General features: G+C 52.4%; 19 protein-coding genes. 13 read left to right on the forward strand and 6 right to left on the reverse strand.

The window, feature by feature from the left end:
- Positions 1-109 precede the first annotated feature (109 nt).
- From cyoA to ACM615_RS10025, 7 genes are all read left to right on the forward strand, one after another.
- A complete protein-coding gene (cyoA, locus tag ACM615_RS09995) occupies positions 110-1,069 on the forward strand; it encodes a cytochrome o ubiquinol oxidase subunit II (RefSeq protein ID WP_112287504.1) in 960 nt (319 codons plus the stop codon).
- A 3-nt stretch (positions 1,070-1,072) separates the two neighbouring features.
- Positions 1,073-3,064, forward strand: coding sequence for a cytochrome o ubiquinol oxidase subunit I (cyoB, locus tag ACM615_RS10000; RefSeq protein ID WP_113876146.1), 1,992 nt, complete (start codon positions 1,073-1,075; stop codon positions 3,062-3,064).
- Positions 3,054-3,668: a cytochrome o ubiquinol oxidase subunit III gene (locus tag ACM615_RS10005; RefSeq protein WP_013576647.1), complete on the forward strand. Its 615-nt coding sequence runs from the start codon at positions 3,054-3,056 to the stop codon at positions 3,666-3,668. The genes cyoB and ACM615_RS10005 overlap by 11 nt, the downstream gene beginning before the upstream one ends.
- Positions 3,668-4,000 (forward strand): cytochrome o ubiquinol oxidase subunit IV, encoded by a 333-nt coding sequence (locus ACM615_RS10010; protein ID WP_013576648.1) that lies wholly within the window; start codon positions 3,668-3,670, stop codon positions 3,998-4,000. The genes ACM615_RS10005 and ACM615_RS10010 overlap by 1 nt, the downstream gene beginning before the upstream one ends.
- An 18-nt stretch (positions 4,001-4,018) precedes the next feature.
- Positions 4,019-4,903 carry a heme o synthase gene (cyoE, locus tag ACM615_RS10015; protein WP_112287502.1) on the forward strand — a complete coding sequence of 295 codons (885 nt, stop codon included), beginning with the start codon at positions 4,019-4,021 and terminating at the stop codon, positions 4,901-4,903.
- 172 nt (positions 4,904-5,075) lie between these two features.
- Positions 5,076-6,440, forward strand: a complete 1,365-nt coding sequence (locus tag ACM615_RS10020; RefSeq protein ID WP_113876147.1) for an MFS transporter — start codon at positions 5,076-5,078, stop codon at positions 6,438-6,440.
- Positions 6,441-6,609: 169 nt separating this feature from the next.
- Complete coding sequence (locus ACM615_RS10025) at positions 6,610-7,908, forward strand: Gfo/Idh/MocA family protein (RefSeq protein WP_431011824.1); 1,299 nt, start codon at positions 6,610-6,612, stop codon at positions 7,906-7,908.
- Between the two features lie 77 nt (positions 7,909-7,985).
- Here the strand turns inward: ACM615_RS10025 and ACM615_RS10030 are convergent, their stop codons facing one another.
- The gene (locus ACM615_RS10030; RefSeq protein WP_112287500.1) at positions 7,986-8,477 is read right to left on the reverse strand and encodes a YajQ family cyclic di-GMP-binding protein; all 492 of its coding nucleotides are present in this window, start codon (positions 8,475-8,477) and stop codon (positions 7,986-7,988) included.
- A 240-nt stretch (positions 8,478-8,717) separates the two neighbouring features.
- Between ACM615_RS10030 and panE the strand changes: the two genes are divergently transcribed.
- Positions 8,718-9,629, forward strand: coding sequence for a 2-dehydropantoate 2-reductase (panE, locus tag ACM615_RS10035; RefSeq protein ID WP_113876149.1), 912 nt, complete (start codon positions 8,718-8,720; stop codon positions 9,627-9,629).
- Positions 9,592-10,200, forward strand: a complete 609-nt coding sequence (yajL, locus tag ACM615_RS10040) for a protein deglycase YajL (RefSeq protein ID WP_112287498.1) — start codon at positions 9,592-9,594, stop codon at positions 10,198-10,200. The genes panE and yajL overlap by 38 nt, the downstream gene beginning before the upstream one ends.
- An 83-nt stretch (positions 10,201-10,283) precedes the next feature.
- Here yajL and thiI read toward each other — a convergent pair whose 3' ends face one another.
- Positions 10,284-11,732: a tRNA uracil 4-sulfurtransferase ThiI gene (gene thiI / locus ACM615_RS10045; protein ID WP_113876150.1), complete on the reverse strand. Its 1,449-nt coding sequence runs from the start codon at positions 11,730-11,732 to the stop codon at positions 10,284-10,286.
- A 276-nt stretch (positions 11,733-12,008) separates the two neighbouring features.
- Between thiI and xseB the strand changes: the two genes are divergently transcribed.
- The 4 genes from xseB to ACM615_RS10065 all read left to right on the forward strand — a co-directional run bounded on the left by xseB (position 12,009) and on the right by ACM615_RS10065 (position 16,194).
- Entirely contained in the window at positions 12,009-12,251 is a 243-nt protein-coding gene (xseB, locus tag ACM615_RS10050) for an exodeoxyribonuclease VII small subunit (protein ID WP_013576657.1), read from the forward strand.
- Between the two features lie 6 nt (positions 12,252-12,257).
- Positions 12,258-13,187: a (2E,6E)-farnesyl diphosphate synthase gene (gene ispA, locus ACM615_RS10055; RefSeq protein WP_112287496.1), complete on the forward strand. Its 930-nt coding sequence runs from the start codon at positions 12,258-12,260 to the stop codon at positions 13,185-13,187.
- Positions 13,188-13,205: 18 nt separating this feature from the next.
- Positions 13,206-15,068 carry a 1-deoxy-D-xylulose-5-phosphate synthase gene (dxs, locus tag ACM615_RS10060; RefSeq protein ID WP_113876151.1) on the forward strand — a complete coding sequence of 621 codons (1,863 nt, stop codon included), beginning with the start codon at positions 13,206-13,208 and terminating at the stop codon, positions 15,066-15,068.
- Between the two features lie 151 nt (positions 15,069-15,219).
- A complete protein-coding gene (locus ACM615_RS10065) occupies positions 15,220-16,194 on the forward strand; it encodes an aldo/keto reductase (protein ID WP_159281240.1) in 975 nt (324 codons plus the stop codon).
- Positions 16,195-16,323: 129 nt separating this feature from the next.
- Here ACM615_RS10065 and pgpA read toward each other — a convergent pair whose 3' ends face one another.
- The 4 genes from pgpA to ribH all read right to left on the reverse strand — a co-directional run bounded on the left by pgpA (position 16,324) and on the right by ribH (position 18,938).
- On the reverse strand, positions 16,324-16,818 hold the full coding sequence (gene pgpA / locus ACM615_RS10070) for a phosphatidylglycerophosphatase A (RefSeq protein WP_113876254.1): 495 nt from the start codon (positions 16,816-16,818) through the stop codon (positions 16,324-16,326).
- Between the two features lie 62 nt (positions 16,819-16,880).
- Positions 16,881-17,867 carry a thiamine-phosphate kinase gene (gene thiL, locus ACM615_RS10075; RefSeq protein ID WP_431011825.1) on the reverse strand — a complete coding sequence of 329 codons (987 nt, stop codon included), beginning with the start codon at positions 17,865-17,867 and terminating at the stop codon, positions 16,881-16,883.
- Positions 17,868-18,033: 166 nt separating this feature from the next.
- Positions 18,034-18,447, reverse strand: a complete 414-nt coding sequence (gene nusB, locus ACM615_RS10080) for a transcription antitermination factor NusB (RefSeq protein ID WP_013576663.1) — start codon at positions 18,445-18,447, stop codon at positions 18,034-18,036.
- 20 nt (positions 18,448-18,467) lie between these two features.
- Positions 18,468-18,938, reverse strand: coding sequence for a 6,7-dimethyl-8-ribityllumazine synthase (ribH, locus tag ACM615_RS10085; protein WP_095924936.1), 471 nt, complete (start codon positions 18,936-18,938; stop codon positions 18,468-18,470).
- Between the last annotated feature and the right edge of the window lie 97 nt (positions 18,939-19,035).

A 19,035-nucleotide genomic window follows, 5' to 3' on the forward strand; every position in this document is an offset into this window, starting at 1 on the left:
TCAACAGCGGCTTGACACTTGTTTAAGCGTGTTTACAGTCCTGCAACCTTCCCGTAAAATGCCCGCACACCTGAAGCGACAATAGAGCCCTAGTTATTGAGGTCGTTAGATGAGACTTAAGAAATACAATAAAAGTATTGGGATGTTGTCCTTATTTGCTTCCGCGTTATTGTTGAGCGGTTGCAATACGGCATTGATGGATCCCAAGGGAGCAATTGGACTCGAGCAGAGAACGCTGATTTTAACCGCTATCGGTTTAATGCTGATCGTTGTTATACCAGTTATTATCATGGCGTTTGCCTTTGCGTGGAAGTATCGTGCTTCCAACACAAAAGCAAAATACAGTCCTGATTGGTCCCACTCCAACAAGATTGAAGCCGTCGTCTGGACAGTTCCAATTATTATCATTGCCATCCTGGCAACGATAACCTGGAAAACCACCCACTCGCTTGATCCGTTCAAGCCTATCGTGACTGACGAAAAACCGATGACGGTTGAAGTCGTTTCTCTGGACTGGAAATGGTTGTTCATTTATCCGGAACAGGGGATCGCTACCGTTAACGAACTCGTCATTCCTAAAGATGTGCCGGTTCAGTTCAAAGTCACTTCTGACTCTGTGATGAACTCGTTCTTTATTCCTCAGTTAGGCGGGCAGATTTATGCGATGGCCGGTATGCAGACTCAGTTGCATTTGATTGCAAATGAAGCCGGTACCTACAAGGGCATCTCAGCAAGCTTCAGCGGCCGCGGTTTCTCTGGCATGAAGTTCAACACGATTGCGACTCCAACCCGTGCCGATTTCGACACCTGGGTAGCGAAAGTGAAAAGCGCACCGAACCAACTGGCAACCACTGATGACTTCAACAAACTGGCTGCACAGAGTATCGACAACCCGGTCGAATACTTCTCTGTTGCAAAACCTGGTTTGTTCAAAGAAATCATTGGCAAATACTCCATGCATGACATGAAGGCAGCGCCAGAAGGTCACACCATGCCAATGCCAGCAGGCAGCGACATGAAAGGCATGGATATGGGTGGACAGTCTCACGCAGCCGGAGCCGAGGAATAAACGATGTTCGGAAAATTAACGCTTGATTCGGTTCCGTATCATGAACCGATTATCATGGTCACAGTTGCCGCGATTATCATTGGTGGTCTGGCAGTCCTTGCCGGCATCACCTATTTCGGTAAGTGGAAGTATCTGTGGACCGAGTGGCTGACGTCTGTCGACCACAAAAAATTAGGTATCATGTATATCATTCTGGCCTTCGTCATGCTTCTGCGTGGCTTTGCCGATGCCATCATGATGCGTAGCCAGCAGGTTCTTGCTTCTGCAGGTGAACCGGGCTTCCTGCCGCCTCATCACTACGACCAAATCTTCACCGCGCACGGCGTAATCATGATCTTCTTCATGGCGATGCCTTTCGTAATCGGTCTGATGAACGTGGTTGTTCCTTTGCAAATCGGTGCGCGCGACGTTGCGTTCCCGTTCCTGAACAACGTGAGCTTCTGGTTTACCGCCGCTGCTGTTGTGTTGATCAACATCTCTCTGGGTGTGGGTGAATTCGCACAGACCGGCTGGTTGGCCTATCCGCCACTGTCAGGTAAGGAATACAGTCCGGGGGTCGGGGTAGATTACTGGATCTGGAGTCTCCAGATATCCGGTGTCGGTACCTTGCTGACCGGTGTTAACTTCTTTGCGACCATCCTGAAGATGCGCGCTCCTGGTATGCCGCTGATGAAAATGCCGGTATTTACCTGGGCCGCACTGTGCACCAACGTGTTGATTATCGTGTCCTTCCCGATCCTGACCGTGACTGTTGCACTGCTGACTTTAGACCGTTATCTGGGCACCCATTTCTTCACGAATGATATGGGCGGCAACATGATGATGTACATCAACCTGATTTGGGCCTGGGGCCATCCGGAAGTGTACATTTTGGTTCTGCCAGTATTTGGTGTGTTCTCAGAAGTTACCGCAACGTTCTCCAAAAAACGTCTGTTCGGTTACACCTCGCTGGTATGGGCAACCATCGCCATCACCGTGTTGTCGTTCATCGTTTGGCTGCACCACTTCTTCACCATGGGTTCAGGCGCAAACGTCAATGCCTTCTTCGGCATCATGACGATGATCATTTCTATCCCGACCGGGGTAAAAATCTTCAACTGGCTGTTCACCATGTATCAGGGCCGTATCACGCTGAATGCAGCGATGCTGTGGACCGTTGGCTTCATCATCACCTTCTCTGTGGGTGGTATGACCGGCGTTCTGCTGGCGGTTCCGGGTGCTGACTTCGTGCTGCACAACAGCCTGTTCCTGATTGCCCACTTCCATAACGTAATCATCGGTGGTGTGGTCTTCGGTTGCTTCGCAGGTCTGACTTACTGGTTCCCTAAATCCTTCGGCTTCACGCTGAACGAAAAATGGGGTGTGCGTTCATTCTGGTTCTGGATCATCGGTTTCTTCGTTGCGTTCATGCCACTGTACGTACTGGGCTTCATGGGTATGACCCGTCGTGTCAGCCAGAACATCGATCCTGAGTTCCACCCGTTGCTGGTTGTTGCGGCATGCGGTGCTGCACTGATTGCCTGCGGTATCCTCTGCCAGCTGATCATGATCTTCGTTTCCGTTCGCGACCGCGACCAGAACCGTGATCTGACCGGTGACCCATGGGGCGCACGTACTCTGGAGTGGTCAACCTCTTCTCCTCCTCCGTTCTACAACTTCGCTATCGTGCCGCAAATTCACGACCGTGATGAGTTTTGGGACATGAAAGAGAAAGGCACCGCTTACAAGCAGCCTGCTAAATATGAACCGATTCATATGCCACGTAACAGCGGCGCCGGTTTCATCATCGCTATGCTGAGTCTGGTTTGTGGTTTCGCTTTAATCTGGGATATCTGGTGGCTGGCAGCAGTGAGCTTCATTGCGCTGGTTGTGACCTGGATTGCGAAAAGCTTCGACGAAGATGTTGATTACTACGTGCCAGTTGAAGAAGTGGAACGTATTGAAAACCAACATTATGAACAAATCCGTAAAGCAGGTGTGAAACATGGCAACTGATACTCTGACTCACCACGATGAGGCCCATGCTGAGCATGGGCACCACGACGCAGGTGCAACCAAAGTCTTCGGCTTCTGGATCTACCTGATGAGTGACTGCATCTTGTTTGCGAGCCTGTTCGCAACGTATGCAGTACTGGTAAACGGGACCGCTGGCGGTCCCTCTGGTAAAGACATTTTTGAACTGCCGTTCGTGCTGGTAGAAACCTTCTGCCTGCTGTTCAGTAGTATCACTTACGGCTTTGCGATGCTGGGCATGAACAAAGGCAACAAAGCAGCTGTTAACGGCTGGTTGTTCCTGACTTTCCTGTTCGGTTTAGGCTTCATCGGAATGGAACTCTATGAATTCCATCACCTGATTGCTGAAGGCTATGGCCCGCAACGCAGTGGTTTCCTGTCTGGCTTCTTTGCGCTGGTCGCCACCCACGGTCTGCACGTGACCTGTGGTCTGATTTGGATCCTGACTATGATGGTTCAGGTTTCACGTCGCGGTCTGACTGAAGTCAACAAAACCCGTCTGATGTGTCTGAGCCTGTTCTGGCACTTCCTGGACGTGGTGTGGATCTGCGTGTTTACCGTTGTTTATCTGATGGGAGCGATGTAATGAGTCATTCTGCTACTTCCCATGGTGGCGCAAGCCACGGCAGCCTGAAGTCATACGCTATTGGCTTCATCTTGTCGGTTATCCTGACGGTGATCCCGTTTGCCATGGTCATGACCGACACGGCATCACATTCACTGATCCTGGGTACCGTGGTTGCGTCCGCAATCATCCAGATCGTTGTCCATCTGGTGTTCTTCCTGCACATGAATACGTCGTCGGAAGAGCGCTGGAACCTGGTGGCACTTCTGTTCACCGCTGTGATTATCTTTATCGTCGTTGTGGGCTCATTGTGGATTATGTATAACCTCAACCTCAATATGATGGTCAGTTAAAGAGCCGAGCTGCACGTGATGATTAAGCAATACCTGCAAGTAACGAAACCAGGAATTATTTTCGGCAACTTAATTTCTGTCATCGGGGGATTCCTCCTTGCTGCCAAAGGCAGCATCGACTTCCCACTCTTTCTCGCCACGCTGGTGGGTGTTTCGCTGGTTGTCGCATCGGGTTGTGTATTTAACAACTTTATCGACCGCGACATCGACCGGATCATGGAAAGAACGAAGAACCGGGTCCTGGTGAAAGGGCTTATTCCGCCGAAAACAAGCCTGGTTTACGCGACCATTCTGGGTATTGCGGGCTTTGCGTTGTTGTATATCGGAGCAAATCCGCTGGCGATGTGGCTGGCAGTGATGGGCTTTGTGGTTTATGTCGGCGTTTACAGCCTGTACATGAAGCGCAACTCGGTATACGGCACGTTGATCGGCAGCTTGTCTGGCGCAGCGCCACCGGTTATCGGTTACTGCGCCGTTTCAGGCCAGTTCGATACCGGTGCCCTGATCCTGCTTCTGATCTTCAGCCTGTGGCAGATGCCGCATTCGTACGCGATTGCCATCTTCCGCTTTAAAGATTATCAGGCAGCAGGCATCCCGGTTCTGCCAGTGGTGAAAGGCATCTCCGTCGCCAAGCATCATATTATCGTCTACATTCTGGCGTTTATGATTGCGACGCTGATGCTGACCCTGAGCGGGTACGCAGGTTATAAATACCTGGTTGTGGCCGCCGCTGTCAGTATCTGGTGGCTGGGCATGGCACTGAAAGGTTACAAAACGGAAAACGACGTGGTGTGGGCAAGAAAACTGTTTGGTTTCTCCATCATCACTATCATGTCGCTGAGCTTCATGATGTCCGTGGATTTTAATTCTGCACCGACATCGTTGCTGACCTACGTTTGGTAACATTCAATTTCAGTGTAACGCTCTGAAATCATAGCGAAAGGCCAGTAGCAATACTGGCCTTTTCTTTTGCTCTTTCAGTCAGACCACTCCCGTAATATCTGCTAAAGATCCATCGTTTTACCCAGGCCGGCTTAATCATTAAAATGTCGGATTGTTATTTTGAGGTAGTAATGTGAACGATAACCAGATGACCCCGCAGGAAAGTCGGGCTACATGGGGACTAGGGACAGTATTTTCTTTACGCATGCTCGGCATGTTCATGGTTCTGCCGGTGCTGACCACCTATGGCATGAAACTCTCCGGCGCCAGCGAAACGCTTATCGGCATCGCTATCGGTATTTACGGACTGGCACAGGCCGTTTTCCAGATCCCATTTGGACTGCTTTCTGATCGCGTTGGCCGCAAACCCCTGATCGTCTTTGGTCTGGTCATCTTCTGTATCGGCAGCATTGTGGCTGCTTCAACCGAATCTATCTGGGGCGTGATCATTGGTCGTGCCCTGCAAGGCTCCGGCGCGATTGCCGCCGCCGTGATGGCCCTGCTTTCTGACCTGACCCGCGAACAAAACCGCACCAAAGCGATGGCGTTCATCGGCATCAGCTTCGGCATTACCTTTGCGATTGCGATGGTACTCGGCCCGATCATCACCCACGCCTGGGGTTTACACGCCCTGTTCTGGGCGATCGCGGTACTGACTATTCTCGGCATCATTATTACCGTTGCCGTGGTGCCCTCCCCTGCCACGCACATTCTCAATCGTGAATCGAGCATGGTGAAAGGCAGCTTTGGCAAAGTGCTGAGCAACGCCAAACTGCTCAAACTCAACTTCGGCATTCTGTGTTTGCACGTTTTGCTGATGTCGAGTTTTGTGGTGTTACCGCAAGTCATGGAACACGCCGGATTCCCGCCTAGTGAACACTGGCGTGTGTATCTTGTGACCATGCTGACCTCTTTCGTCGCCGTCATTCCGGTGATTATCTATGCCGAGAAAAAACGCCACATGAAACAGGTATTCATGGGCTGCGTCGCCGTACTGCTGCTGGCGGAAATCGTGCTGTGGTCGGCAGGCCTGCATTTATGGGCGGTCATTGCAGGTATCCAGCTGTTCTTCCTGGCGTTCAACGTCATGGAAGCGATTCTGCCGTCGCTTATCAGTAAAGAATCACCGGCAGGCTACAAAGGCACCGCAATGGGACTTTACTCCACCAGCCAGTTTATCGGCGTGGCGATTGGCGGCAGCTTAGGCGGTTATGTTTACGGACACGCCGGTGCTGGTGCGGTATTCCTGGTCTGTGCAGCGATTGCCGTTGTCTGGTTGGTGGTCAGTTCCACCATGACCGAACCGCCGTATGTCAGCAGCCTGCGCATTACCTTGTCTGAACTGGCGGTGAAAGATTCCGCCCTGCAGGCACGCATTCTCGCCCAGCCAGGCGTGGCAGAAGCCGTTGTCGTACCGGAAGAATTCAGTGCATACGTGAAGGTCGATACCAAACAGACCAACCGCAAAGCCCTTGAGCAACTGGTCAGCGCTGCCTGACGCGCTATGACGTAATAAACGCTGTGCCTGCAAACTGGCACAGCGTTTCAATTTTATCCCCACCGCGTGACTCCCCTCACTTAAAAAACCTCAGTAATCATTATCCTCAAGAATTCCTTAACAAAAATTTTTGTCAGTGATGACGGCTTTCGGGCCTATTGAGGATCTCATGAAAACATATGCTCTCGTTGGCACCGGCGGACGCTCAGGTTTATACATTGAAGCGATCACCGGCAAATACCGCCACAACGCAAAATTTGTGGCCTTCTGTGATACAAACCAGACGCGAATGGATTATGCGAATCGCCAGCTTGAGCAAAGCGGCATCGCCCGGGTATCGACCTGGAAAGCCGCTGATTTCTCTGCGATGCTCGACGAGAATAAACCGGACATTGTGATCGTCACCAGCATGGATCGTACGCACGACGATTACATCGTCCGCGCCCTGCACGCGGGGTGCGACGTCATAACTGAGAAGCCGATGACCATTGATGAGCCGCGCGCGCTGCGTATTCTTGATGCCGTCGATGCCACCGGCTATCAGGTGCGCGTGGCGTTTAACTATCGCTACGCACCGCATCACAGCAAAATGCGCGAACTGCTGATGCAGGACACCATTGGTGAAGTGCTGTCTGTGCATTTTGAATGGCTGCTCAATACCGAACACGGTGCAGATTATTTTCGCCGCTGGCACCGTGAGAAACGCAATTCCGGCGGCCTGCTGGTACACAAATCCACCCACCATTTCGACCTGATGAACTTCTGGCTGAACAGCACGCCGGAGAAAGTTTATGCTCAGGGCGACCTGCGGTTTTACGGCAAAGAGAATGCGGAGAAACGCGGCGTTACTCAGTTTTATCCACGCGCGCAGGGTTATCCGCAGGCGCAGAACGATCCGTTTGCGCTGCATATGGAAGACAACGCCCAGCTCAAAGCGCTGTATCTGGATGCCGAGCATGAGGATAACTATTTCCGCGACCAGAGCGTGTTCAGCGACGGGATCAACATTGAAGATACGCTGTCGGTGTTGGTGAAATATCAGAACAAAGTCCAGCTGACTTACTCGTTGAATGCGTATCTGCCGTGGGAAGGACTGAATGTGGTATTCAACGGCACCCAGGGCCGCATTGAAATGAAAATCGTCGAGATGTCTTACGTGAATGCCGGTGGCAAACGCGAAAATGAAGGTAGTATCGAGAAAGCAGAAATCACGGTTTTCCCGTTATTTGCAGAGCCGTGGAAAGCTGAATTCCAGATGGGAGAAGGCGGTCACGGCGGCGGCGATAATGCCATGCTCGAAGACCTGTTCGGCGAGCGCAAAGACGATCCGTTAAAACGCGCTGCCGATCACCGCGCAGGTGCAATGTCGATCCTGACCGGGATCGCCGGAAACCTCTCTATGCAGCACGACAAACCGATCTATTTTAAAGACTTCGAACTTGTGAAAAGACTTCGCCAGCGGAAGTAAAGGCTATAAAAAAGGGACGCACAGCGTCCCTTTAAAAACCGCAGCCAACGCATCTGCAGCCCGAAGTACGAAGGCTATTAGTCGCGGAAGTTTTTGAACTGGAAGGGCTGGCCCAGATCACCTTTCTTAACCAGCGCCATTACGGCCTGCAAATCATCACGTGCTTTGCCGGTGACGCGAACTTCGTCGCCCTGCACCTGCGCCTGAACTTTGATTTTACTGTCTTTAATCAGCTTGACGATTTTCTTCGCCAGCGCAGATTCAATGCCAGAATGCAGTTTAGCTTCAACGCTGTATGTTTTACCGCTGTGATCCATCTGCTCAGGAATTTCCAGCGCGCCACCTTCGATACCACGTTTGGCTAGCTTCTCACGCAGAATATCGACCAGCTGGTTTACCTGGAAATCGGATTCACTGGCGACTTTGATACTCTCGTTTTTCTCGTTGAGATCGAAGCTGGCAGGAATGTTGCGGAAATCCCAGCGGGTTTGCAGTTCACGGCTGGCATTTTCCACGGCATTGCGCACTTCCTGCATGTCGATTTCGGAAACAATGTCAAAAGACGGCATAATCGCTTCTCCCTGTAGTTTTTGTATTGCACGTTATATGGCGTGCATAATACCGCCTTCAACCGTCGATGCCAAACAACAGCAAAACACCGAACATAAAATGCCCCGATGGTCAAAAAGTGCAGGTGAAAATGTGATCTACAGCACGAATGTCTATACTAATAAGATAACCGGACAGCAGAATATTCTTTCTACAGCCGATTTAGCGGGCGTGATTCGCCCAACATCCCTGGAGGCACAATGAAAATAACAGTATTGGGTTGCGGTGCACTGGGACAACTTTGGCTTTCAACCCTTTATCAGCAAGGCCACGATGTTCAGGGATGGATCCGTATTCCTCAGCCTTTCTGTGCCGTCAATGTCATCTCGCCGGAAGGCATTGCTTTTAACCGCAATATGCCAACAAATGACCCGGAACATCTGGCGCAGAGCGAATTGCTGCTGGTCACGCTGAAAGCGTGGCAGGTTTCCGGCGCGGTCAGCACGCTGATGCCGATACTCAATGACAATTGCGCGATATTATTGCTGCATAACGGCATGGGTACAGTCGATGAATTACCGGCTAACCGCCTGGCAATTTTACAGGGCGCGACAACCCACGCGGCGCGACATGAAGGCAATGCAATTGTCCATGTGGCTGCCGGAGCGACGCACATCGGCCCGGTGACACCCCGAGGTGCGGCGCTGAGTTCTCTGGCGGATACACTGCATAACGCCTTACCGGACGTCGCCTGGCATGACAACATTAAGCCATCACTGTGGAATAAACTGGCAGTGAACTGTGTGATTAATCCGCTGACAGCTTTGTATGATTGTACCAACGGCGACCTGGTAGCGTATGCCGATCAGATTGAACAAATTTGTCAGGAAGTGGCACAGGTGATGGCGATTGAAGGCGTCGAAATCCACAGAGAATCGTTGCTCAGCTTTGTCTATCAGGTGATTGAATCGACCTCCGCCAACCATTCATCGATGTTGCAGGATATCCGCAACCAGCGTCATACCGAAATTGATTACATCACCGGCTATCTTCTGCGTCGCGGGCGCAAATTCGGTCTGACCCTGCCGGTCAATACCCGCTTATTTGAACAGATTAAGAGAAAGGAAAACGATTATGAGCGCGTCAGTTCTGGTCTGCCTGGCACCTGGTAGCGAAGAAATAGAAGCCGTTACTGCGATTGATTTGCTGGTGCGGGCGGGCATTAACGTTACCACCGCCAGCGTCGCCGGTGATGGAAATCTTGAGATCCGCTGCTCGCGTGGCGTGCGCATTCTGGCCGACGTCGCGCTGGTGGATGTCGCGGATGAAGATCATGATGTGATTGTATTGCCCGGCGGTCTCGGCGGTGCGACCTGTTTCAGCGAAAGTCCGCTGCTGGTAGAGAAAGTCCGCCAGATGCACGTCAGCGGTAAAATTGTTGCCGCTATCTGCGCCGCACCCGCGCTGGTACTGGAATATCATGATTTATTCCCGGTCGGCAATATGACCGGTTTTCCGGGCTTAAAAGATAAAATCGACCCGAACAAATGGTCCGATCGCCGGGTAATTTTTGATCCACGCGTGAATCTGCTCACCAGCCAGGGACCGGGAACATCGATGGAATTCGCCCTGAAGATTATCGATCTGCTGCTGGGAAAAACAAAAGCCGCCGAAATTGCCGCTCAGCTGGTTCTCGCACCGGGTATCTACAATTATACCGATGAAGGTGCACGGGAATCCTGAGCCACAAGATACCGGGAATAATTTGAGCAAACAAAAAAGGGACTCAGCATGGCTGAACCCCTTTTTTATAGAAGGTACGCTTGTTAAGGACGATATACCTTAACGTTATCGAAACCTTGCTCTTTCAGATACAGCGCCTGCAAACGACTCATCACGCCACGATCGCAATACAGCAGATAGGTTTTGCTCTGGTCCAGATCGCCAAACTGTGTCGCCAGCTTGTAAAACGCTAATGGCTTCACTTCAACGTTTTCCAGCGCCAGCGGCTGCGCTTCTACTTCATCCGGTGCGCGTACATCCAGCACGATATCCGTTGAAGTAAACTCGGCCACGGTTTCTACTTCCGGCACCACTTCTGCGGCCTGCGCGGCAATTTCGCGAATATCGACGTTTCGCGCTTCACTGACCACTTTATCCAGTACATCGAAATCGAACATCGCTTCTTCGGCTTCAATTTTGGCTTTCACGGCTTTCACCGTCGGACTTTTCGAAATCACACCGCAATATTCCGGCATGGTTTTCGCAAAATCTTCGGTACCGATTTCACGGGCAATCTTGATGATGTGCTCTTTATCGTGAGAAATCAGCGGACGCAGGATCAGTGTGTCAGAAACGTTGTCGATCAGACGCAGGTTAGTCAGCGTCTGGCTGGATACCTGGCCCAGCGCTTCGCCGGTCACCAGTGCCTGCACGCCATAGCGCTCAGCAATGGAAGATGCCGCGCGTACCATCATACGTTTCAGGACGACGCCCATCTGGCCGTCTTCGACTTTTTCGAGGATTTCACCCACTACCGGTTCGAAATCGACGGAGATAAAGCGGACGCGGTGTGAGCTGCCGAAACGGTTCCAAAGATAATGCGCCACCTGCTTCACGCCGATTTCGTGCGCTGCACCGCCGAGATTAAAGAAGCAGTAATGCACACGACAACCGCGACGCATCAGCATATAACTGGATACGCCGGAATCGAAACCGCCGGAAATCAGCGAGATCACATCTTCCTGCGTGCCAATCGGGTAACCGCCCTGACCTTCGAGGCGACTTTTCACCAGCACCAGTTGATCGTCGTTGATTTCCAGTTTCACCGTCACTTGCGGATCTTTCAGGCTGACTTTTGCCGATTCGATGTGCTGATTCAGACCGCCGCCGACATAGCGTTCTACTTCGGTCGACGTGAAGTCATGTTTACCACGACGTTTAACGCGCACGCAGAAAGTTTTGCCTTCTACTTCAGAACGATAAGCTTCCAGCGTTTGCTCGAAGATATTGTGAACGTCGGTATAAGGACGGTCTTCGACTTCTTCAACATAACGGATGCCCGGAATGCGGCAGAGCAATTCCTGGATCAGGTCGTGTTTGCTTTCGTCTTTGCTGCGAACTTCGATATGATCCCAGTGGCGAACCACCGCCAGCGTCTCATCATGCGGTCGCACGATATTGCGAATGCTGCTTGAGAGGATCTTAATGAAGCGCAAACGCACAGATTGGCTCTTGATGGTGATTTCAGGGAACAATTTAATGATAAACTTCATGGCAGTCTTTTGTTAGCGGGTGAAAAAACGGGGTAGTAAGTCGCTGAATAAGGATCTAGGATCCTATTATTGCTAAGCCAAATGGTCGATATGTGTCACATTGGGCTTAGCAATAATATCTGCGGCGCAGAGTATATCACTTAAAATGGGTACTCTGTGCACAAAACCCTGCAGCAGATGTCATGCTGAACAGGAATGTCTCTTGAGGCCGAGCGCTGACTCTGCCGCCTCAGTACTTCGATCATCCAGTCTGATCAACGATATTAAAAGAGAATTATGCCAAAAAAATCTGCACCACCTGCCAATTTTGAAACGGCTCTGGCCGAACTTGAACAGATCGTTTCCCGCCTCGAATCAGGCGAGCTGCCTCTGGAAGACGCACTTAACGAATTTGAGCAAGGCGTCCAGCTGGCGCGTCAGGGACAGCAAAAGCTGCAACAGGCAGAACAACGTGTTCAGATCCTGCTCGACAGCGACAACGATGCTCCGCTGACCCCGTTCACCCCAGAAGCCGAGTAACTGGTCATGTCTGAAGCGATTTCCTTTTCCGGTGCTGACGGGTTTACGCATGAGCTGCGCGCGAAGCAAAAGCGTGTGGATGAAGTCTTAACGGCGTATGTCAGCGCACAGCCACTGGCAGATTTACCGCTGGTTGAGGCGATGCGTTACGGCGCGCTGCTGGGCGGTAAACGTCTGCGCCCGTATCTGGTTTACGCCAGCGGTCAGTTGTTCAGCCTTGATTTAAAGAATCTTGATGCACCCGCGGCGGCCGTGGAATGTATCCACGCGTATTCCCTGATCCACGATGATTTACCGGCGATGGACGACGACGATTTACGTCGCGGCCAGCCGACCTGCCACATTAAATTTGGCGAAGCCAATGCGATTCTGGCCGGTGATGCGCTGCAGACGCTCGCATTCTCAATTCTGGCTGACAGTGAAATGCCAGACGTCGCGGTAAAAGATCGTCTGGCGATGATTTCCGAACTGGCCAGCGCCAGCGGTGCCAGCGGCATGTGTGGCGGTCAGGCTCTGGATTTGGCCGCTGAAGGTCAGCAGGTCGGTCTTGAAGCGTTAGAAAAAATTCACCGTCATAAAACCGGTGCGCTGATCCGCGCCGCGGTACGCATGGGTGCGCTGGCTGCCGGTGAAACCGGACGCGCCGTTTTGCCTATACTGGATAACTACGCGCAAGCCATTGGCTTGGCGTTTCAGGTCCAGGACGATATTTTGGACGTGGTTGGCGATACCGCCACACTTGGTAAACGCCAGGGCGCTGATCAGCAGCTGGGAAAAAGTACCTACCCTGCCCTGCTGGGGCTGGACGGCGCTAAGGCCAAGGCCATGGACCTGTATCAGGAAGCCGTTTCCGCACTGGATCAGCTGGCAGCACTTTCTTACAACACCGCGCCACTTCTCGCGTTAGCCAGCTTTATCATTGAACGCGATAATTAAACTTACTATGAGCAACTGATGAGTCTTGAATTAGCCAAATACCCGACACTGGCGCTGGCGGAGGATCCTGAAGATCTCCGCTCACTCCCTAAAGAGAGTCTGCCTAAGCTCTGCGATGAACTGCGCCAATATTTATTGGCCAGCGTCAGCCAGTCCAGCGGACACTTTGCGTCCGGTCTGGGAACGGTGGAACTGACCGTTGCGATGCATTATGTCTACAACACGCCATTCGACCACGTTGTCTGGGATGTCGGCCATCAGGCCTATCCGCACAAAATTCTGACCGGCCGCCGTGACCGTATTTCTACCATCCGCCAGAAAGGCGGTCTGCACCCGTTCCCGTGGCGCGGTGAAAGCGAATACGACACGTTGTCCGTGGGTCACTCATCGACGTCCATCAGTGCAGGTCTGGGAATGGCTGTGGCTGCCGAGCGTGAAGGCAAAGGCCGCCGCACTGTGTGCGTGATTGGCGACGGCGCGATCACCGCGGGTATGGCGTTTGAAGCGATGAACCATGCGGGCGATATCAAACCCGACATGCTGGTTATCCTCAACGACAACGAAATGTCGATTTCCGAAAACGTCGGCGCGCTGAATAATCATCTGGCACAGCTCTTGTCCGGCAAACTGTATTCGCGACTGCGTGAAGGCGGTAAGAAAGTCCTTTCCGGCTTGCCACCGATTAAAGAACTGGTGCGCCGTACCGAAGAACATCTGAAAGGCATGATGGTGCCGGGCACGCTGTTTGAAGAACTCGGCTTTAACTATATCGGGCCAGTGGATGGTCACGACGTGGTGGCGCTGGTGCAGACGCTGAAAAATATGCGCGACCTGAAAGGGCCGCAGTTGCTGCATATCATGACCAAAAAAGGCAAAGGCTACGAGCCCGCCGAAAAAGATCCGATCAGTTTCCATGCGGTGCCGAAATTCGATCCGGCTTCCGGCACACTGCCGAAAAGCAAAGAAGGTCTGCCAACGTATTCGAAGATTTTCGGTGACTGGTTGTGCGAAACCGCCGCCAAAGACAGCAAGCTGATGGCAGTCACGCCAGCGATGCGTGAAGGCTCGGGCATGGTGCGTTTCTCGCGTGAATACCCGCAACAGTATTTCGATGTGGCGATTGCCGAGCAGCACGCGGTGACATTTGCCGCCGGTCTGGCAATTGGCGGATACAAACCGATCGTCGCAATCTACTCGACATTCCTGCAACGGGCTTACGATCAGGTGATCCACGATGTGGCGATCCAGAATCTGCCGGTGCTGTTTGCCATCGATCGCGGCGGTATCGTCGGTGCCGACGGACAAACGCATCAGGGCGCATTCGATCTCTCTTTCCTGCGCTGCATCCCGAACATGACCATCATGACGCCGAGCGACGAGAACGAATGTCGTCAGATGCTGCATACCGGTTATCACCATAACAGCGGGCCGGTTGCCGTGCGTTATCCGCGTGGTAACGGGACGGGTGCCACCTGTGAACCGCTGGCGTCATTGCCCATCGGTAAAGGCGTGGTGCGCCGTGAAGGCGAGAAAGTCGCGATCCTCAACTTTGGTACATTGCTGCCGGAAGCGCTGGCTGCGGCAGAAAAACGTAACGCCACCGTGGTGGATATGCGCTTTGTGAAACCGCTGGATGACGCGTTAATTCAGGAACTGGCCGCCAGCCATGAAGTGCTGGTCACGCTTGAAGAAAACGCCATCATGGGCGGCGCAGGCAGCGGCGTGAACGAACTGCTGATGTCTAAGCGTATCCTGGTGCCGGTGCTGAATATCGGTCTGGCGGACAGCTTTGTCCCGCAGGGCACGCAGGACGAAATCCGTCATGATGTAGGGCTGGATGCCGAAGGCATCGACCGTCAGATCACCGACTGGCTGGCCTGATTATCCTCCCCTCTTTTAGTCTGAAAGAGGGGAATTTCCTTCCCCACTCCCTTCTTTGTCACACGTTCATCTCGTTCTGTGAGCTACAGTTATAGCAAGCTAATCATTTTCCACGGCTTCTGAAATCAACTTGTGTTTACCAGGAGATGTCATGCAATACACCACCTTAGGAAAAACCGGTCTGAACGTCTCACGCCTGTGTCTGGGCTGTATGACGTTTGGCGAACCCGATCGCGGAACTCATGCCTGGACGCTGCCCGAAGAAAGCAGCCGCCCGATCATTAAGCAGGCACTCGACGCGGGTATCAATTTCTTTGACACCGCCAACAGTTATTCCGACGGCAGCAGTGAAGAAATCGTCGGTCGCGCCCTGAAAGGCTTCGCAAAACGCGATGAGATTGTCGTCGCCACCAAAGTCTATAACGCGGTCACTGGCCTGAAGCCGGGACTGTCGCGCGCCTCGATTATGCAATCTATCGATGACAGCCTGCGCCGCCTTGGCATGGAATATGTCGACCTGCTGCAAATCCATCGCTGGGATTACGAAACGCCGATTGAGGAAACGCTGGAAGCGCTGAACGACGTCGTGAAAGCCGGTAAGGCACGCTTTATCGGTGCGTCATCCATGCATGCGCATCAGTTTAAACAGGCGCTGGATGTCTCAGCGCAAAATGGCTGGGCGAGCTTTGTGTCGATGCAGGATCAATACAATCTGATCCAGCGTGAAGAAGAAAACGAAATGTATCCGCTGTGTCTGGAAAGGAATATCGCGGTGTTGCCGTGGAGTCCGCTGGCACGCGGCAAACTGACCCGTCCGTGGGGAGAAACCACTGCACGTTCAGTTTCCGACAATTTTGCCAAAACGTTGTACGACGCTACCGATGAAGCTGACGGTAAAATCGCTGAACGTGTGGGTAAAATTGCCGAAGATCACGGCGTACCGCGCGCGCAGATCGCACTGGCGTGGATCCTGAGTAAGCACGTGGTAACGGCCCCGATTATCGGCGCTTCACGCGCAGCTCATCTGGAAGATGCTGTCGCCGCACTGGAGATAAAACTCTCCATTGAAGAAATCGCTGAACTGGAAATGGCCTATGTGCCGCACGAAGCCACCGGTTTCAAATGATCCGAAGTGATTTGAACAAATGTGAAGTCATGTGAAGTCATGTGAAGTCATGTGAAGTCATGTGAAGTCATAAAAAAGGCGTTGTCAGGGCAAACCTGGCAACGCCTTTTTACTGCTCTTTAATGCAGATCAGAACAAACCAAGCGGCCAGTGATGCCCGATCAGATAGATGATCGCCGCACCCAATACACCGGCGACGACATCATCGATCATGATGCCCATTCCGCCCTGCACGTTGCGGTCAAACCAGCGGATCGGCCAGGGTTTCCAGATATCCAGTACGCGGAAAACGATAAAGCCGATCAACACCCAGCGCCAGTCATTCACAGGGATCGCCATCAGCGTGATCCACATGCCAACAAATTCATCCCACACGATGCTGCCGTGGTCATGAACCCGCATGTCGCGCGCGGTCTGACGGCAGAGATACACGCCGATACAGATACTGAACATGACGATCATGGAATAGACCTGCCACGGCAGGTACGTCATAACAATCCAGAATGGGATCGCGGCGATGGAACCTGCGGTGCCCGGCCCGACCGGGAATAATCCGCTGCCAAAACCGGTCGCCAGCAAATGCCAGGGATTACGCAGATTTAAACGTTTTTTGGCCGCAGCCATGTCCTGAACCGGATCACCGGTTTTGCCTTTATACCCGGCTGGGCGTTTTTTACGGCCAATATTCACAGCAATTCCTCTGCGGCAAAGTGATCAAAACCCTGCCATTCAAGTTCTACCGGTGCGCCTGAACGCAAAAATTTAATCCCTTCAGACAGCGGCGCAATCTGCCCGATACAGGTGAAATCAACACCCAGATGGCTCAGCGCTACATCCAGCGCGCCACGGTTGATTTCCGGGACGGTAAAGCAAAGCTCGTAATCTTCGCCACCGGTCAGTGCCCATTTCAGCGCCTGCTCAGGATCCGTGACATTCTTTAATGCGGCAGATAACGGGATGGCATCGAGATCGAGGCGAGCACCGCATTCACTGGCATTCAGTATATGTTTAAGATCCGAAATCAGCCCGTCAGAGAGATCGATAGCGGAGGTTGCCAAATCACGCAATGCCTGACCCTGCAACACGCGCGGCGACGGCCGAAGATGACGTTTGAGCAGGAATTCACGGGTATCGGACTCCGTCACATTCAGCTGTTCCAGCAGAATGGCGAGCCCCGCTGCGCTGTCACCCAGCGTTCCGGTCACGAAAATCCAGTCACCAATACCGGCGCCGGAACGGGTTAATGCGCGCCCTGCGGGTACCAGCCCCTGAATGGTTAACGTCATGCTCAGCGGACCGCGGGTGGTGTCACCGCCAATCAGCTGCATGCCGTAATAATTAAGTTGATCAAACAGACTGTCGCTGAATGCCTGCAGCCAGTCGGTGTTCACTTCCGGCAACGTCAGTGCCAGAGAAACCCAGGCAGGATCAGCGCCCATCGCGGCCAGATCACTGAGGTTTACCGCCAGCGCTTTATAGCCCAAATCGGCCGGTGAAATCGTTTTTAGAAAATGAATGCCTTCAACCAGAGTGTCGGTACTGACTGCTAACAGCTGCTTCTCGCCAACCGTCAGTAAGGCACAATCATCACCAATGCCTAAATGAACGTCCTGTCGGGCGGTTCTGTAACGGTTAAAGTAGCGAGTGATTACATCAAATTCGCCGCATGACATAGTACATTTCCAAATCGTTAGAATGACTTAAGGCCGGAAATCCGGCCTTAAGAGGGGTGTCACACAAAAGATAAACCAGGTGACATCACCAGATTATCAACAGAGGCGGTATTCAGGCGAAAATGACTGTCGCCATTTGTGACTGAAGCCGGCACTTTTTTGATGATCATTTTTTACGAATATGCGGGCCTGCTTTATCCAGCACACCGTTGACGAACTTATGGCTGTCTTCCGCACCAAAAGTTTTCGCCAGTTCAATGGCTTCGTTGATCGCCACTTTGTAAGGGACGTCCTGGCGTTTGCTCAGCTCAAACAGAGCCAGACGCAAAATCGCTCTTTCCACCTGGCCCAGTTCATCCAGCTGGCGGGACAGGTATGGCGCCATCAGTGCATCGAGTTTCTCAGCACTGTTTGCTACACCAGCCAGCAGTTCGCGGAAATAGGCAATGTCTACGTCTTTGACATCCTGCTCGGTCAGGAATTCTAATTCAACATCGGCGATGTCATTTTTCGACAACTGCCAGGAGTAAAGCGCCTGAACGGCACATTCACGGGCGCGGCGACGAGCAGCAGGTTTCACGGATTTCCCCTTAACTAGATTCAGGCCTTAATAGCCTTGATAACATTAATCATTTCAAGCGCGGTCAGTGCAGCTTCTGCACCTTTGTTACCGGCTTTTGTCCCTGCGCGTTCGATGGCTTGTTCAATGCTTTCTGTGGTCAGCACGCCAAAGGCAACCGGGATTTCGCTGTTCATGGCAACGCTGGACAGGCCAGAGCTGCATTCGCCCGCTACAAATTCAAAGTGGGCAGTGCCCCCGCGGATCACGGTGCCAAGTGCAACAACCGCGTCAAATTTACCGCTTTCAGCCAGTGCACGAGTTGCCAGAGGCAATTCGTATGCGCCCGGGACCCAGACTACGGTGATGTTGTCATCGCTGACCTGACCGATACGCTTTAACGCATCAACAGCGCCGGAAAGCAGGCTGTCGTTGATAAAGTTGTTAAAACGAGCAATCGCGATGGCTACGCGCGCGTTAGGCGTGGCTACAACACCTTCGATAACGTTCATAGTTTTCCTTAAAGTGGGTTCAGGAGTTTCTCAACCCCAGCCGCAGGGGGGCGGATTCTATCATAAAATTACCCTGTCTGGACATGCGCTTTTAACG

The sequence above is a fragment of the Rahnella sp. PAMC25617 genome (genome assembly GCF_050606005.1).
Lineage (GTDB): Bacteria > Pseudomonadota > Gammaproteobacteria > Enterobacterales > Enterobacteriaceae > Rahnella > Rahnella variigena.

Coding starts and splice junctions, on each gene's coding strand:
- cyoA (WP_112287504.1), top strand. CDS start 110: ATGAGACTTAAGAAATACAATAAAAGTATTGGGATGTTGTCCTTATTT.
- cyoB (WP_113876146.1), top strand. CDS start 1,073: ATGTTCGGAAAATTAACGCTTGATTCGGTTCCGTATCATGAACCGATT.
- ACM615_RS10005 (WP_013576647.1), top strand. CDS start 3,054: ATGGCAACTGATACTCTGACTCACCACGATGAGGCCCATGCTGAGCAT.
- ACM615_RS10010 (WP_013576648.1), top strand. CDS start 3,668: ATGAGTCATTCTGCTACTTCCCATGGTGGCGCAAGCCACGGCAGCCTG.
- cyoE (WP_112287502.1), top strand. CDS start 4,019: ATGATTAAGCAATACCTGCAAGTAACGAAACCAGGAATTATTTTCGGC.
- ACM615_RS10025 (WP_431011824.1), top strand. CDS start 6,610: ATGAAAACATATGCTCTCGTTGGCACCGGCGGACGCTCAGGTTTATAC.
- ACM615_RS10030 (WP_112287500.1), bottom strand. CDS start 8,477: ATGCCGTCTTTTGACATTGTTTCCGAAATCGACATGCAGGAAGTGCGC.
- panE (WP_113876149.1), top strand. CDS start 8,718: ATGAAAATAACAGTATTGGGTTGCGGTGCACTGGGACAACTTTGGCTT.
- yajL (WP_112287498.1), top strand. CDS start 9,592: ATGAGCGCGTCAGTTCTGGTCTGCCTGGCACCTGGTAGCGAAGAAATA.
- thiI (WP_113876150.1), bottom strand. CDS start 11,732: ATGAAGTTTATCATTAAATTGTTCCCTGAAATCACCATCAAGAGCCAA.
- xseB (WP_013576657.1), top strand. CDS start 12,009: ATGCCAAAAAAATCTGCACCACCTGCCAATTTTGAAACGGCTCTGGCC.
- ispA (WP_112287496.1), top strand. CDS start 12,258: ATGTCTGAAGCGATTTCCTTTTCCGGTGCTGACGGGTTTACGCATGAG.
- dxs (WP_113876151.1), top strand. CDS start 13,206: ATGAGTCTTGAATTAGCCAAATACCCGACACTGGCGCTGGCGGAGGAT.
- ACM615_RS10065 (WP_159281240.1), top strand. CDS start 15,220: ATGCAATACACCACCTTAGGAAAAACCGGTCTGAACGTCTCACGCCTG.
- pgpA (WP_113876254.1), bottom strand. CDS start 16,818: ATGGCTGCGGCCAAAAAACGTTTAAATCTGCGTAATCCCTGGCATTTG.
- thiL (WP_431011825.1), bottom strand. CDS start 17,867: ATGTCATGCGGCGAATTTGATGTAATCACTCGCTACTTTAACCGTTAC.
- ribH (WP_095924936.1), bottom strand. CDS start 18,938: ATGAACGTTATCGAAGGTGTTGTAGCCACGCCTAACGCGCGCGTAGCC.